16 protein-coding genes are annotated in these 14,021 nt (G+C 68.1%); 3 read left to right on the top strand and 13 right to left on the bottom strand.

Features of this window, described 5'->3' with window-relative positions; all coding sequences use genetic code 11:
* The 5 genes from VM054_06620 to lysS all read right to left on the bottom strand — a co-directional run.
* Nucleotides 1-335 (bottom strand): ATP-binding cassette domain-containing protein (locus VM054_06620; protein ID HUT98733.1); only part of this gene is annotated, 335 nt, incomplete at its 3' end.
* Nucleotides 328-1,719, bottom strand: a complete 1,392-nt coding sequence (locus VM054_06615; GenBank protein ID HUT98732.1) for an ABC transporter permease — start codon at nt 1,717-1,719, stop codon at nt 328-330. The genes VM054_06615 and VM054_06620, both read right to left, overlap by 8 nt.
* Before the next feature lie 3 nt (nt 1,720-1,722).
* Nucleotides 1,723-2,124, bottom strand: a complete 402-nt coding sequence (locus tag VM054_06610) for a HEPN domain-containing protein (protein HUT98731.1) — start codon at nt 2,122-2,124, stop codon at nt 1,723-1,725.
* Nucleotides 2,108-2,518 carry a nucleotidyltransferase domain-containing protein gene (locus VM054_06605; protein HUT98730.1) on the bottom strand — a complete coding sequence of 137 codons (411 nt, stop codon included), beginning with the start codon at nt 2,516-2,518 and terminating at the stop codon, nt 2,108-2,110. The genes VM054_06610 and VM054_06605 overlap by 17 nt, the downstream gene beginning before the upstream one ends.
* Nucleotides 2,519-2,734: 216 nt before the next feature.
* On the bottom strand, nt 2,735-4,249 hold the full coding sequence (lysS, locus tag VM054_06600; GenBank protein HUT98729.1) for a lysine--tRNA ligase: 1,515 nt from the start codon (nt 4,247-4,249) through the stop codon (nt 2,735-2,737).
* 146 nt (nt 4,250-4,395) lie between these two features.
* Between lysS and VM054_06595 the strand changes: the two genes are divergently transcribed.
* The 3 genes from VM054_06595 (at nt 4,396) to VM054_06585 (ending at nt 7,150) form a co-directional block, all read left to right on the top strand.
* Complete coding sequence (locus tag VM054_06595; GenBank protein ID HUT98728.1) at nt 4,396-5,598, top strand: MFS transporter; 1,203 nt, start codon at nt 4,396-4,398, stop codon at nt 5,596-5,598.
* A 425-nt stretch (nt 5,599-6,023) separates the two neighbouring features.
* Complete coding sequence (locus tag VM054_06590) at nt 6,024-6,548, top strand: hypothetical protein (GenBank protein HUT98727.1); 525 nt, start codon at nt 6,024-6,026, stop codon at nt 6,546-6,548.
* A gap of 68 nt (nt 6,549-6,616) precedes the next feature.
* The gene (locus tag VM054_06585; GenBank protein ID HUT98726.1) at nt 6,617-7,150 is read left to right on the top strand and encodes a hypothetical protein; all 534 of its coding nucleotides are present in this window, start codon (nt 6,617-6,619) and stop codon (nt 7,148-7,150) included.
* A 64-nt stretch (nt 7,151-7,214) separates the two neighbouring features.
* On the opposite strand, the gene VM054_06580 is transcribed toward VM054_06585, so the two are convergent.
* The 8 genes from VM054_06580 to VM054_06545 form a co-directional block, all read right to left on the bottom strand.
* Nucleotides 7,215-7,769, bottom strand: a complete 555-nt coding sequence (locus VM054_06580; protein HUT98725.1) for a hypothetical protein — start codon at nt 7,767-7,769, stop codon at nt 7,215-7,217.
* A 164-nt stretch (nt 7,770-7,933) separates the two neighbouring features.
* The gene (locus VM054_06575) at nt 7,934-8,815 is read right to left on the bottom strand and encodes a farnesyl diphosphate synthase (GenBank protein ID HUT98724.1); all 882 of its coding nucleotides are present in this window, start codon (nt 8,813-8,815) and stop codon (nt 7,934-7,936) included.
* Entirely contained in the window at nt 8,808-9,713 is a 906-nt protein-coding gene (gene rfbD / locus VM054_06570; GenBank protein HUT98723.1) for a dTDP-4-dehydrorhamnose reductase, read from the bottom strand. Before rfbD ends, VM054_06575 begins: the two co-directional genes overlap by 8 nt.
* The gene (locus VM054_06565) at nt 9,710-10,162 is read right to left on the bottom strand and encodes an arsenate reductase ArsC (protein ID HUT98722.1); all 453 of its coding nucleotides are present in this window, start codon (nt 10,160-10,162) and stop codon (nt 9,710-9,712) included. Before VM054_06565 ends, rfbD begins: the two co-directional genes overlap by 4 nt.
* 339 nt (nt 10,163-10,501) lie before the next feature.
* Complete coding sequence (locus VM054_06560; protein ID HUT98721.1) at nt 10,502-11,119, bottom strand: GyrI-like domain-containing protein; 618 nt, start codon at nt 11,117-11,119, stop codon at nt 10,502-10,504.
* Nucleotides 11,120-11,152: 33 nt separating this feature from the next.
* The gene (locus VM054_06555) at nt 11,153-11,785 is read right to left on the bottom strand and encodes a GyrI-like domain-containing protein (protein ID HUT98720.1); all 633 of its coding nucleotides are present in this window, start codon (nt 11,783-11,785) and stop codon (nt 11,153-11,155) included.
* A 90-nt stretch (nt 11,786-11,875) separates the two neighbouring features.
* A complete protein-coding gene (gene cmk, locus VM054_06550) occupies nt 11,876-13,135 on the bottom strand; it encodes a (d)CMP kinase (GenBank protein ID HUT98719.1) in 1,260 nt (419 codons plus the stop codon).
* On the bottom strand, nt 13,132-13,848 hold the full coding sequence (locus VM054_06545; protein ID HUT98718.1) for a segregation/condensation protein A: 717 nt from the start codon (nt 13,846-13,848) through the stop codon (nt 13,132-13,134). Before VM054_06545 ends, cmk begins: the two co-directional genes overlap by 4 nt.
* Nucleotides 13,849-14,021 lie beyond the last annotated feature (173 nt).

Below are 14,021 nucleotides of genomic sequence, written 5' to 3'. Positions count from 1 at the left end.
AGCGGCAGCATCACGTTCTCCAACGCGCTGAACTCCAGGAGCAGGTGGTGCATCTGGAACACGAAGCCCACCTCGCGGTTGCGCACCTGCGCCAGCTCGCGCACCGAGAGGTCGTCGAACCAGCGGTCGCCGATCCGGACGCGGCCGCCCGAGGGCCGGTCCAGCGCCCCCAGGATGTGCAACAGCGTGCTCTTGCCGGTGCCCGACGCCCCGACGACCACCACCGTCTCGCCGGGGGCCACGTCGAGGTCCACGCCCAGAAGGACCTCCAGGCGGCGCTCGCCGTCCTGGAAGAAGCGCTCCACCCCACGGGCCACCAGCACGGCCTCACTCATAGCGGATGGCCTCCAGGGGATCGAGCCGGCTGGCCCGCCAGGCGGGGTACAGGGTGGACAGGAGGGTTATCACCATGGCGACGGCGCCGATTAAAACCACGTCGCCCCAGCTCACCACCGCCGGCAGGTGGTCCATGTTGTAGATTTCCGCCGAGAGGTGGATGAACTTGTACTTTTCCAGGAGCCAGGCCAGCACGGCGCCGACCGCACCGCCCACCACCGTCCCCAGGCCGCCCAGGACCAGCCCCACGGTCAGGAAAACCCCCCTCACCTGGCCCCGCTTGACCCCGAAGCTCAGCATCACGCCGATGTCCTTCGTCTTTTCCACCGCCAGCATGATGAGGTTGCTCACCACGTTGAAGGCCGCCACCAGGACCACGATGATGACCACCAGGAACATGGCGAACTTCTCCATCTCCAGGGCGGCGAATAGGCGCTCGTTCATCTGGGACCAGTCCCGGGCGTGATAGGCGCCGCCCAGCTTCTCGTTGAGCGCGTCCGCCACCTCCGCCGCGGCGAAGGGGTCCTGGACCCGCGCCTCGATGACCGTCACCTTGTCCCCGATGTTCATGAACTCCTGCGCCAGCCCGATGTCTATGTACGCGAGCTGGGCGTCGTACTCGTACATCCCCGTGGAGACGATGCCGGTTATCTGCAGCTTCTTCATCTTGGGCGGGATGGGGGTCAGGGGGTCCCACTCGCCGGTGGGCATCACCAGGACCACCTCGTCGCCCACCACGGCGGCCAGCTCGTAGGCCAGCTCCTTGCCCAGCACCACCCCGTGGACCGTGTCCATCCCGTCGGGTGAGTCGTACTCCGACAACGGCCCCTCGCCGTCGCGCAGAACGCCGGTGTAGTCCTTGGGCCGGAAGGTGAAGTCGCCCTCGATGACCAGGTCGGGGAGTCTGGTGATTTCGGCTTCGGAGTCGGGGGCTATACCGCGGAAGACGGCGCCGACGGTGTTGGAGCGGTTGACCAGCATCCCCTCCAGGTACACGGCGGGCGAGGCGGCCACCACCCCGGGGGTGTCCTTGATTTCCTCCAGGAGCGGGCGCCAGTCCGCGATGGGACGCCGCAGGTAGTCCACCACCATGATGTGGGCGTTGTTGGCCAGAATCCGGGAGCGCACGTTCTCCTGCAACCCCTCCATCACGCTCACCACGACGAGGAGGCTCGCCACGCCCAGGGCGATGCCGCTCACGCTGATCCAGGTGACGACGCGGAGGAACCCCTTGCGTCCCGTGCGCAGGTAGCGAAAGGCCACGGCGAGCTCGAAGCGCCCCAGCCGCGTGAACAGCAGCACCAGGCCGATGAAGGCCGCCACGACGCCCAGGACCAGGGCGACGGTCACCAGCGGGGGCAGTCCTTCCACCTCGGGCAGCATGGCTTAAATCCGTTCCTTGACGAAGCCGAGCACCTCGCCGGCCGCCGCGAGGGCCTCGCGGGACTGGCGCTCGTTGAAGTAGTCGCTGGGCGCCCCGGTGCCGATGCCGTTGGGGTAGCGGGTGGCCGTGTAGTATTCCTCCAACGCCCGGCCCGATTCATCCAGACGGGACGCTTCATCATCGTACCTACCCACGACGGCGAGCAACCGGTGCAGCGAATGCGTGCGCATGTCAACCTCGCCCCGAAACGCCAAAAAAGCCTTCAGGGCCATCTCCGCCGCCTGCTGGGCATGGAAACAGGCGAAGGAGTAATACTCCCTTTCGGCGACCAACCGCGCCAGCGACATGTTACTCTCCGCCTCTTTCAGCCAGTATCGGCCTCTCTCTTCAGGCATCTCGCGCATCGTATAAAACCTCCCCCTCCGCGAGGGCGGTCCGCACCAGGGGGCTTTCCTCCCGCGCCCGGGCGAACTCCTCCGGCGTGAGCACGAAGGCGTTGACCACCTCGTGGACGTCGAGGATTTTCCAGACGACCAGGGCCCTCTCCGGCGGGTTCCCCTCGACCCCTTCCAGCACCACCAGGACGTCGATGTCGGAGTCGTCGAAGGCCCGCCCCCGGGCGACGCTGCCGAAGAGGACCACCAGCTCCGGCCGTCGGGCCACGAGGCGCGGCAGGGCCGCCAGCAGCTTCCCGCGGAGCTCCACTGCCCGCCGCCGCTGACGCTCCCTCGCCGGGACGAAAGTCTCCTCGCCCATCTCCATCACACCTTCGGCTTCATCCGTGTGAATCGGGCTCAACCGCCCTCGACCGCTCGTGACTCACGGGAACGAACGTCGGGAACCTCCGCATAACTCCATGTTTTTACGAGACTTGCTCGCGCCGGCGGTGGCACAGTTTTTGCGAATCCCCAGCGCAAATCCGTCCGCCGGCCTCAGTGGCGCATAAAACTGTGCCACCGCCTCACGCGGCTCCCCACCGGCGACCGCCCGTCCAGAGTCTCCGTCGAAAACCGTCTACTTCGGTCGCATCTGCGGGAACAGTATCACGTCCTGGATGCTCGGGGCGTCGGTGAAGAGCATGGTGAGTCGGTCCAGGCCGATGCCGAGGCCGCCGGTGGGGGGCATGCCGTATTCCAGGGCGCGCAGGAAATCCTCGTCCACCACCGCGGCCTCCGAGTCGCCCAGGGCGCGCTGACGGGCATGGGCCTCTAACACCTGCCGCTGGATATCGGGGTCATTTTGCTCACTAAAGGCGTTGCCCAGCTCGAGGCCCGCGACGTGGGGCTCGAAGCGCTCGGCCAGCCGGGGGTCCTCGGGCTTGGTCTTGGCCAGGGGGCTCACCTCGGCCGGGTAGTCCAGGACGAAGACCGGGTCCTGCAAGAGCGGCTCGGCCACGGCGTCGAAGACCCCCATTATTATCTTGCCCGTGGGGGCGTGGTCGGGGTATTCCAGGGCGTATTTTTCAGCCAGTTTCAACGCCGCGCCGCGGTTGAGCTCCCGCCCCGGCTCCAGGCCCAAATCCACCCCCGTCCGCTCTTTTATCGCCTCCAAAACCGGCAGCCGCCGGAAGGGCTTCGAGAAGTCCACTTCCTTACCCTGATACGTGATTATCGTCCCGCCGGTGAGCTCCACCGCCAGAAATTTCAGCAGCTCCTCGAAGAGCGCCATCATGCCGTGGTAGTCGGAAAAAGCCTGGTACAGCTCGCACTGGGTGAACTCGGGGTTGTGGGTCCGGTCCATCCCCTCGTTGCGGAAGTCCTTGCCGATTTCGTAGACGCGCTCGAGGCCGCCGATGATGAGCCGCTTGAGGTACAGCTCGTCGGCGATGCGCAGGAAGAGCGGGATGTCCAGCTCGTTGTGGTGGGTGGTGAAGGGCTCCGCCGCCGCCCCGCCGTAGAGCGGCTGGAGCACGGGGGTTTCCACTTCGAGGAAGCCGCGCTCGTCGAGGAAGCGCCGGACGAGCGCCGTCAGCCGCGTGCGCGCCAGGAACCGCTCCCGGCTCTCCGGGTTCAGCAGTAAATCCAGATACCGCTGCCGGTAACGGAGCTCCACGTCGGCCAGGGCGTCGTGACGGACGGCCTTCCCCTCCTCGTCCTCGGTTTGTTTGACCACGGGCGTGGGCCGCAGACTCTTGGCCAGAAGCGTCCAGGCGGTCACGGCCACCGTGGGCTCGCCGGTGCGGGTGGTCATGGCCCGGCCCCGGACCCCGATGAAATCGCCCAGGTCCAGCTCACCGACCAGCCCGTAGGACTCCTCCCCCAGCGTGTCGCGCTTGAAGTAGAGCTGGACGCGGCCCGAGGAATCGGTGAGGTCGGCGAAGGTGGCCTTGCCGTGGCCCCGCAGGGCGACCAGGCGGCCGGCTAGGGCGAACTCGGCCTCGGAGCCCTCCATGGCGTCGAAACCCTGTAAAAGCTCCGCGACGGTCCGGTCGCGGTGGGAGCGCGCGGGGTACGGCGGCAGGCCGGCCTCCTCGAAGCGCCGCCTCTTCTCCCGCCGGTGGCGGACCTGGTCCAGGGTCTCGTCGGGCAACTCCCACCTCGAACTGACGCTGTTTTCAATAAAAAGAAAAGAGGGGCCCCGCCCGGCGATGCTACCACAGCGACTACCGGTTGACAACCGCCGCCCCGTTGACCCCGCCCCATTTTACTGGTATACCTCACACGTCGCGCGACTCCATGAAAACCATGCTCAACCCCACCGAACGCCGGGTCATCACGCTCACCGCCGCGGGGCACTGGGTGACGCACGCGGCGATGTTGGCGCTGCCGGCCGCGGCGGCCCTCCTCAAATCCCAATTCCACCTCGACACCTTCGAGTACGGCCTGCTGGCGAACCTCTCGTACCTGGGCTTCGGGCTGGGGGCGCTGCCGGCGGGGTTCCTGGTGGACGGCATCGGGCCCCGGCGCACGCTGTACATCTGCCTGGGCGGCGTCGCCCTGGGGGCGCTGGTAACCGCCCTGGCCGAAGGGCTGGTGATGCTGGCGGTGGGCGTCACGCTTTTGGGCCTGGCGGCGGGGCTCTACCACCCCGCGGGGCTGACGCTGGTGAGCTCCAACCTCCTCCAGGACGGCCGGGGGATGGGCTACCACGGCATCGCCGGGAGCGGCGGGATGGCCCTGGGGAATTTCATCGGCGCGGGAATCCTGGCCGTGGCGAGCTGGCATTACCTCTTCGGGCTTTACGCCGTCGTCCCGCTCCTGGTGCTGGGCTACCAGTGGCTGGCCGTGCGGCCCCTGGCGCTCGCCGAGCCGCACACCGCCGAGCCGCCGACGGAGCCGCCCCCACCCCGCCGCTGGGCGCAGATGGCCTTCGCCGTAACCGCCGCGGCCCTCCTCGGGTTCAGCTACCAGGGGATGGTCGTCTTCATGCCGCTCTTCTTCGGCGAGAACCTGCACCTGGCCGGGATGACCGAGGAGGTGCTGGGGAACCTGGCCGCGGGTGTGATGCTGTTGGGCGGGGTTTTCGGCCAGTTCTCCGGGGGCGTCCTCGCGGAGAGGAAGAAGCCGCTGCGCTCGGCGACCTGGCTGTCGGCGGCGGCGTGCGTCGCGGGGCTCGGCGGGCGCTTCGCCGGGGGATGGTGGACCCTTTTCATCTCGGTGGGCATGGCGGCTGCGGTCTTTTCCACCCAGCCCATCACCAACAGCATCGTCGGACGGCTCATGCCCGCCCGACACCGCGGGAAGGGCTACGGCCTGGCCAGCGCCGTCAACTTCGGCTTCGGTTCCCTGGCCGGGTCCGTCGGGGGGTGGGTGGCCCAGAACGCCGGCCTCGAGAACGTATTTCTGCTGCTGGCCGCGACCTCGCTCCTGGCGGCGCTGGCGATGCTCCTGCTGCGGAAGACCGGCGGTGACGAGGTCGCCCGGCCCCGCGGGGCATGAGAATAATTATTCCCCTCCCCCCTCTGGGGGAGGACCAGGGAGGGGGGCGGGCGGGTGTGGACACCCGCCCCTACGAGCATCATCGAATCAAACCCGTAGGGGCGACCCGAACGGCGCGCCGTCGGTCGGCCCCTACTTCACCGCAATTCGCGGCGGCCCGCAGGGGATGCATCCCACGGGGCCGCCCTACATCATCGCAACATAGGGTGAGGGGCGATTCGAGCTGGGGATTTGAATCCCGACCGTATATAATTACCTTGGGAATCATTCCCGGAAAAACCGCGTATCGAAGGTAAATACTCCTCCCTTCGACCCGCCCCTTTCCGGACCCGCAAGAAGGACGGTCCCGTGCCCTGAGCGCCTTTTCCATCGCCCCGACCGGTGACGAGAACAGTTAGACGAGGCGAAGAAATGGAGGAGGCGCCATGCGACGCGGGACGTTTTACGTGCTCCCGACCGCCCTCTTCTTGCTGGGCGCCGGCTGCCTGAGCCCGACGACCACCCCCGAAGAGCCCCCAAAGCCCGACACACCCCTCGGCCTGGTTGAAACCTTCGAGTGGTGCTACGACCACCAGGACGAGGCGCTGTACGCAAAAATCCTGGACCCCGGCTTCACCTACATCCTCGACCGAGAACAGGACGGGAGACCGGAGCACCTTGAGTGGGGCCGCGAGGAGGAACTGGCCTACTTCGCCGAGCTCTGCGCCGCCTGCGGCGAGGGCGATATTGACCTGACACTGGACACAAGCGAATGCGGGGACACCGAGCCCGACCCCGGCGACACGGAATTCATCATCAACAACGTGGCCTACACCCTCCGCGTCCTCATCGGGGACATGACCTACGCCGTGGCAGGCCGCTTCGATTTCCGCGCGGCGAAAAATCCGGGAGAAGGACCCTGCTGGCGGCTGCTGGTGCTCGTCGGCTTCGAGCGCCTCGAACTGCCCTGAGAAGGAGACCCCATGCCCCGAGCGTTCCCCCTTCGCGCACGTTGAATGAGTGAACCGAAGGAGGCGCCATGAGACGCATTCCGGGCCGAACATTGCCGCTTTTCATCTCCCAGGTCTCCCTGCTGAGCATATTCAGCATCTGCGAGATTCCCGGGACCACGCCGACCGACCCTCCGCCCGAGCCGACGAGCCCCGCGGGCGTCATTCGGGGCATCGAGTGGGCCTACAACAACCAGGACATCAACTGGTACACGGACATGCTCGACCCCGACTTCACCTTCTACTTCGACTCCCGGGACGTCCATGACAGCGGCACACCGTCCTCCTGGGGCTACGACGACGAGCTGAAGGCCACGCAGAACCTTTTCGATTCCGTTGACGAAGGGGCCATCACGCTCGACATGGACCTCGGGGATCAGCGGGAGCCGGGACCGGGCGATGAGGTGTGGGATTTGAACGGCGTGGACTACCTCTTGACCGTGGTCACCTGGGACGTGACGTACCGGGCGGACGGTTTCGCCAACTTCCTCACGCGGAAGGACGGCTTCTGGCGCGGTCAGCCGCGGTGGTGGCTCTGGAAGTGGTGGGACATCGGCAATTGACCGGCGCCCCGCCGCGCGATAAAAAAAGACGGCCCGCGGGCCGTCTTTTTTCAAATCGGGAAGATCAACCGTTTTTTAAATCCCACCACTTGGTGAGCCACCAGCGATCCATGCCTTTGTCGTCGGGGAACTTGGAGAGCTCGAAATTGGCCTGTTCATTGGCCTGATAGATTATATCCTCTTCCGTTACGACCACGCGGAGGAAGTATTTCACGGTGGAGATATCGAACGAGGTGTCATAGGGACCGGGCTCGGTGTCACCACTGTCGCTGAAATCCAGTGTCAGGGTGATGTTTGCGGCGCCCACGGCGATGAAGAGGTTCTGCGTGGCCGTAGTCTCGGCTTGGTACGTCCAGGAGATGGGGATATCATGATCACCGCCCACGTCCGACGGATCGAAGTAGAAGACGAAATTGTCGTGGTCCAGGAGAGTCCCGTAGAAGGGTCCGTTTGCGTTGTTGTAGCACCATTGGATGTCCTCGATGACGGCCCGGGGCGTGAGCGGGTCCTGCCACTCGCTCTGGTCGTCGCCGCCGCCGCCCGGCGGGATGCTGAACAGATCGCAGCCGAGGCCGGCGAAAAGGACGAGTATGACCGCTGGGATGATGGCCTTGTGCATGGGAGTCCTCCGCTGACCGGCGGCTTTTCCGGGCCGCGACCATAACCCACGGCGAAGCATTCGCTTCCCGGGGCTTTTCAATTACGTCCGGGGGAGGGTCTGGGTTCCCGGCTCGACCGCATCGCCCCCGCGTTAAGATAATATAGCAGCGAAACGGAGAACTGTCAAGATTTCCGCGCCAGGACGAAGTCGGCCAGCTCTCCGAGGACCGCGGTGCCGCGCCGGAAAACCCCCAGGGACCCCTTGGCGGTGGCGATCAGCTCCCCGGCCACGGTCCGGCTCGTCTCCAGACCGAAGAGGTGGACGAAGGTGGGCTTCTCCGCGTCCTTGCCCACGTCCTTGCCCAGCTCCTCCGCGGTGGCGGTGGCGTCCAGGATGTCGTCCACGATCTGGAAGGCGAGGCCCAGGTTCTTGGCATAGGCATCCAGGGCCTGGATCTCGGGCTCCGAGGCCCCGGCGGCCAGGGCCCCCATGCGGGCGGTCGCGGTGAAGAGGGCGCCGGTCTTGCGGGCGTGGACGAACTCCATCTCGTCCGTGGAGAGCCGCCGGCCCACCGAGTCCAGATCTAGCTGCTGTCCGGCTATCATCCCGTCCAGGCCCACGGCGCGGGCCAGCTCGGCGGCCATGTCGCGGGCCAGGGAATCGCGCCGGATGCCGGGGCAGCGCGCGATGAGCTCGAAGGCGGCCATCAGCTCCGCCACCGCGGCCAGCACCGCCGTCGCCTCGTCGTAGAGCACGTGGAGGGTGGGTCGTCCGCGCCGCAGTTGCGCGTCGTCCATGCAGGGCAGGTCGTCGAGGACCAGGCTGGCGGTGTGCACCAGCTCCACGGCGCAGGCCGCGTCGAGGAAGGGCTCGGGCCTGGCGCCGCAGACCTCGCAGGAGGCGAAAAAGAGGACGGGGCGCAGCCGCTTGCCGCCCGCCTCCACCGTGTGCCTGACGGCGGCGTGGGGCTTGGCGCAACGGGGGTCGTCGCCGGCAGCCAGCGACAGCAGCCGGTCGTCCACCAGCCGCCTCACCCGCGCCGCGTAGGATTCGAGCTCACCCATCCAGCCCCCCGCCACTGGGAGGCGGACCGGATTCCCGCCCCGCGCTCCTGCGCAGCCGGTCGCCGCACCGGTCCAGATAGTCCGCGAGCGCCTCGTCCCAGGGCCGCATCACCACGTCCAGCCCGGCGGCGGCGGAGCGGTCCAGCTCGATCCTGGCGGGACGGGGCGCCGGGGCCGCGTACTCCTTCGCGCCCACCGGAACGACCTCGACGTCGAGCCCCAGGCCGTCCACCAGATGCAGGGCGTAGTCGTACCAGGTGACCGAGCCCGTGTTGGTCAGGTGAAAGACGCCGGAGTCGGCCTTTCCCGCGAGGACGACGACGGCGTTCGCCAGGTCCGGGGCGTAGGTCGGGCTGCACCACCGGTCGTTGACGACGGTGAGCGGCCCGCCCGTCGCGGCTTGCCCGCAGAATCTGTCCGGGAACCCCGCGCCGCCGGGGCCGAAGAGGGAGCCGGTGCGCACGACGAGCCCGCCGGGGGGATGCCCCTGGACGTAGAGCTCGCCGGCCAGCTTCGTCCGCCCGTACACCTGGAGGGGCCGAAGTTCGTCGTCGGGCGCGTAGGGACGCCCCAGGGAGCCGTCGAAGACGAAGTCCGTGGAGATGTAAACCACCCGGGCGCCCACCGCCTCGGCGGCGCGGCAGACGTGGAAGGTGCCGAAGGCGTTCACCGCGTAGGCGCGGTCGGGATCGGCCTCGGCCCCGTTCACGTCGGTGTAGGCGGCGGCGTGGATGACCAGCTCCGGCGAGACGCGCCCCAGGCGCCTGCGCAGCGCATCGGCGTCGGTCACGTCGCACTCGGACTCCAGGAGCGGGTCCACGGTGGCACCGGCGGCGATGCACTCCCGGACCAGTTCCGTTCCTAAAAGCCCGTCGGGGCCGGTGATGGCGACCTTCAACGTAAAACCTCGGGTACGGGGGATTTCCCCCGGTCAGCCAGGCCGAGCTCGGCGCCCAGCCCCTCGACGCGCTCCCGGATGTCGTCGGCCGTCCGGGCGAAAAACTCCCGCCTCTCGTCCGGGGAGCCGTGGAAGGCGGCGGGGTCGGGGATATTCCAGCGCAACATCCGTGCCCCGGGCAGGAGGGGACACGCCTCCCGCGCCCGGTCGCACACGGTGACCACCAGATCGAAGCGCAGGTCCGGCAGCCCGTCGAGACCCTTGGCCCGGGCGGAAGAGATGTCCACCCCGAGCCGGCGCATCGCCTCCACCGCCAGGGGGTTTACGCGGTCGGCGGGCTCGGTGCCGGCGCTCGCCACCTCCGCCCGGTCGCCGAACGACTTCCGGGCGAACCCCTCGGCCATCTGGCTGCGGCAGGAGTTGCCGGTGCACAGGAACAAGATGCGCAAACGACGGCCCATACCGTCTCGAATCACGTTACAGCCGGGGCGGAAGCGGTTCCACCCCGGCTGGTCCGTGTCAAATCACGCCGTGCTTCCCCGTCCCGGCTCGGGGTCGGCCGACACCGGCCCGGCCGATTCATGCCAAATCCCGCCGCGATGCCGGTCCGGCTGACCCTTGTCAAACCAAGCCGCGTTTCCCGTCTCGTCGCCGGCCCGGCCCTGCACCCGGCAGGATGTCAAACCGACCCGCTCAAACTGGAGCCCGGCCCGCCTTACACCCGGCAGTATATCGCACCACCCCGTTACAGCCTGAGCCCGGTCCACCCTACTCCGGCGGACATCGTGCTACTCCGTCCCCTCCCCCGTCGGCTCGGCGGCCGGTTCCGGTTCACCCCCGGGCTCGCCGATGTGGAGGTAGATTTCGGTGACGCGCTCCTCCTCGGGCAGGTTCTCGCCCCAGTGGTACACCTCGATCGGCGGACCGGCGGGCACGAATCCGTGGGCGTACACCCAGGAATCGAGCGTCTCGTAGAGGGGGATGCGGTCCCGCTTGAAGGGGCCCTTGAAGCTCAACATGGCCGACGGTCCGCCCTCGACGTCCCGGTAGGTGAACCCCACCGGGGGAAAGGTGTCGTTGGGAACCGGGATCAGCACCTCCCACCGCCGCTCGGCGAGGGGGAGGCCGGCGGACTCGGGGTCGAGTATTCCCATGGGGTCGCCCAGCGGCTCGATGCCCTTGGCCGCGATAGCCGCCAGCGCCTCGTCCAGCGCCTGGGGGTACAGGTTGAAGTCCCCCGTCTCGGCCATGACCAGCGCGCCGGTGCCCGACAAGTTCTTGCGGACCACCTCGGGGGCGGCCTCGACCTGGACGGGCTCACCGGTGGGTGAGGCCACGTGCTGGGGCTGGTCGTCGCCGCAACCGGCGCAGAGGAACAGCATGAGCGCCGCGAAAGCAACGGCCATCCTCACGGGAACCTCCTCGAATTAAACGGACCGCTAGGCCGGCGGCTCCTCGGCGGGCTCGGTCGCAGGGGTTTCGGCCGTCTCGGCCTCGGGCGCCGGCGGCTCCGTCACGGGGACGTAGATGTCGGTGACGTACTCGGCGGGATCCTCGGAGCCCCAGTGGTAGACATTGAGCATCGGACCCGCGACGAGGAGACCCTGATCGGCGACGTACTTGTAGAGCGCGGCGTAATCGGGCATGTTCTCATCGGTGAACTCGCCCATGAAGGTGGTCATGACGGCCTTGCAGGGCTCGGTGACCTTGTAGGCGTAACCCTTGGGCGGCTTCACGTCGGCGGCCACGGGGAAGCAGACCTCGGAGCGCAGCTCATCGGGCGCCACCAGCGCGGGATCATCGAAGAAGACGCCGAAGGGGTCGCTGACGACCTCTATCTTCGCGTCCTTGAGGGCGGTGAATCCCGCCTCCACGGCGTCGCCGAAGAGATCGTAGTCGCCGGTGAGCTCCTTGAAGACCACGGGGGTCGCAGCAAGCTCGGACATCTCGTACACGACCGCCGGCAAGACGGGCTCGACCGGCTCGACCGGCTCCTGGGGCTTCTCCTCCTCGCAGGCCACGAGGAAGAGCGCGAACGACAGAGCCAGCACCACGTAGAGTAACCTATGCATCTTGTCGCTCCTTGGGTATTTGGGGTGACGAAAGACAACAATTGATTTTAACACGGTTTCGGGGTCGAGGCCAAGCCCCGTGCCGGACGGTCAGTCGGTCCCCGGCGTATCGGACGCCGGCTCGGCGCGGCGGAGCTCCACCCCCCCGATGACCGCCTCGACGACCTCCTGGATGGTCATCCCGGTGGTGTTTATCTCGAGGGCCTCGGGCAGCCGGGTGAGCGCCCCGTACTGCCTGGTGGAGTCGGCGCGGTCCCGCTCGACTATCTGCGCCTCGAGCTCGGGGAGGGTGACGGCCTCGCCCCGGGCCCGATGGTCCTCCAGTCGCCGCCGCGCCCGCTCGGTCACCGACGCCGTCAGGTAAAACTTATGGGGCGTGTCGGGAAAGAGGAGGGTGCCGATGTCGCGGCCCTCGGCCACCACCCCGCCGGGCAGCCGCCGGGCCAGTTCCCGGATGCGCCCGTTCACCAGGTTTCTGATCGGCGGGAGGTCGGCCACGCGCTTGATGGCCGTGGTGACCCGGGGGGAGCGGATTTCGGCGCCCACGGGGACACCCCCGAGGAGGAGACGGGCGGTGTGGTCCTCCACCTCGAGCTCGAGCTCGGCGTCCCGGGCCAGCTCCACCAGCGCCGCCGGATCGTCCAGGTCCGTCCCGCGCTCGAGGGCCAGCCAGGTCAGCGCCCTGTAGAACGCCCCGGTGTCCACGTACACCAGCCCCAGCCGCGAGGCCACCAGCCGCGCCACGGTGGACTTACCCGACCCCGCGGGACCGTCTATGGCGATGCGGACGGCGTCTCCCTCTTCCGGGACCTCCCCCTCCGCCCCCGGCTGGGGCAGCTCGCCCAGGTGCCGCAGGCCGAAGAAGTTCAAAAAGCCCTCGGTGGTGGAGTAGAGGTTGGGGCGCCCGGCGCTCTCGGCGCGGCCGGAGACCTCGATCAGCTTGTGCTCGGAAAGACTCGCCAGGGTGCCCGATGTGTCCACCCCGCGGATGGCCTCGATCTCGCCCCGGGTGATGGGCTGACGGTAGGCGATGATGGCCAGGGTCTCCAGGGCCGCGGCGGAGAGGCGGGTCCGGTTGCGCGGGGGCTGGCCCAGGGCCTTCTCCACGGCCCGGGAGAACCGGCGCTTGGTGAAGAGCTGCCAGCCGCCGCCCAGCTCCACCAGCTCCACCCCGCGGTCGTTCTCGGCGTAACGCCGCCCCAGGGCGCTCAACGCATCCTCGACCCGGCTCCGGGGGTGGCCCAAGGCCCGCACCAGGCGGTGGATGGAGACCGGCGCGTCCGCCGCGAAGAGAATCGCCTCCAGCCCGGCGAACAGGTTTTCCTGGGGAGGGGTGGAATCTTCGTTCAAGACGGCGCCTCGTCGGGGGGGACTATCCACAGGCGGAGGTAGGGCTCGGCCTGGGCCAGGCGGACCCTCTTCAGCCGCACGAGCTCCAGCAGGGCCAGAAAGGTCACCACCACGTACTCCCGGCGACGCCGGTCCGGGATGAGCTCGCCCAGGGACACCCGACCCCGCTCGAGCAGGACCGTCTGCAACTCCTCCATCCGCTCGGCGATGGTGACCTTCTCCTCGGCCAGGAAGCCCTCGTCCATGTCGGTCGGGACAAGGCGGCCGTAGGCCTCGACCAGCAGGACCAGGTCCTCGGAGGATTCCAGCGGGCGGCGGAGGGCGGCGAAATCGGCCGGCGCGCCGCGCGGGAAGAGCTCGAGCTGGGCGGCCTCCATCTCCCGCAGCGTCGCGGCCAGGTCCTTGAAGCGCTTGTAGAGGGCGATCTGTTCCAGGAGGTCCGAGGCGGCGTCCCGGCTCTCGCCGACATCGCCCGGCGTCCGGGGGAAGAGGAGCCGGGCCTTCAGCTCCACCAGCGTCGCCGCCATGACCAGGAACTCGCCCGCCAGGTCCAGCTCCAGCTCGCCCGCCCGGCCCACGTAGGTCAGGAACTCGTCGCAGACCAGCGCCACGTCCACCTGGGCCAGCTCGACTTCCTGGCGCTCGACGAGCTCGACGAGGAGCTCCATGGGCCCCTCGTAGATCGGCAGCTCGACTCTAAACCCGACGGGCATCGGCGCCTATCCGCTCGCTTGGATAGTTGTATTGTTCAACTCCAAAGGGACAAGGGCTGGGCGGAAGTCCTCACCCTTGACCCCGTCGGCGCGTCGCTCCCGGAGGGAGGGGGGAATAGCTACACCCCCCTCCCCCGCCCTCCCCCCAGAGGGGGGAGGGGGTGGGCACGGGC

Source organism: bacterium (genome assembly GCA_035528375.1).
GTDB lineage: Bacteria > RBG-13-66-14 > RBG-13-66-14 > RBG-13-66-14 > RBG-13-66-14 > RBG-13-66-14.
The sequence above is the reverse complement of the archived record's forward strand: the minus strand, read 5'-3'. Positions and strand labels throughout refer to the sequence as shown.

Bases quoted from the DNA above. Each gene is read 5' to 3' on its own strand.
- VM054_06615 (HUT98732.1), bottom strand. From the start codon at position 1,719: ATGCTGCCCGAGGTGGAAGGACTGCCCCCGCTGGTGACCGTCGCCCTG.
- VM054_06555 (HUT98720.1), bottom strand. From the start codon at position 11,785: ATGCATAGGTTACTCTACGTGGTGCTGGCTCTGTCGTTCGCGCTCTTC.
- VM054_06575 (HUT98724.1), bottom strand. From the start codon at position 8,815: ATGGGTGAGCTCGAATCCTACGCGGCGCGGGTGAGGCGGCTGGTGGAC.
- VM054_06545 (HUT98718.1), bottom strand. From the start codon at position 13,848: ATGCCCGTCGGGTTTAGAGTCGAGCTGCCGATCTACGAGGGGCCCATG.
- VM054_06590 (HUT98727.1), top strand. From the start codon at position 6,024: ATGCGACGCGGGACGTTTTACGTGCTCCCGACCGCCCTCTTCTTGCTG.
- VM054_06610 (HUT98731.1), bottom strand. From the start codon at position 2,124: ATGCGCGAGATGCCTGAAGAGAGAGGCCGATACTGGCTGAAAGAGGCG.
- VM054_06560 (HUT98721.1), bottom strand. From the start codon at position 11,119: ATGGCCGTTGCTTTCGCGGCGCTCATGCTGTTCCTCTGCGCCGGTTGC.
- VM054_06595 (HUT98728.1), top strand. From the start codon at position 4,396: ATGAAAACCATGCTCAACCCCACCGAACGCCGGGTCATCACGCTCACC.
- VM054_06580 (HUT98725.1), bottom strand. From the start codon at position 7,769: ATGCACAAGGCCATCATCCCAGCGGTCATACTCGTCCTTTTCGCCGGC.
- VM054_06585 (HUT98726.1), top strand. From the start codon at position 6,617: ATGAGACGCATTCCGGGCCGAACATTGCCGCTTTTCATCTCCCAGGTC.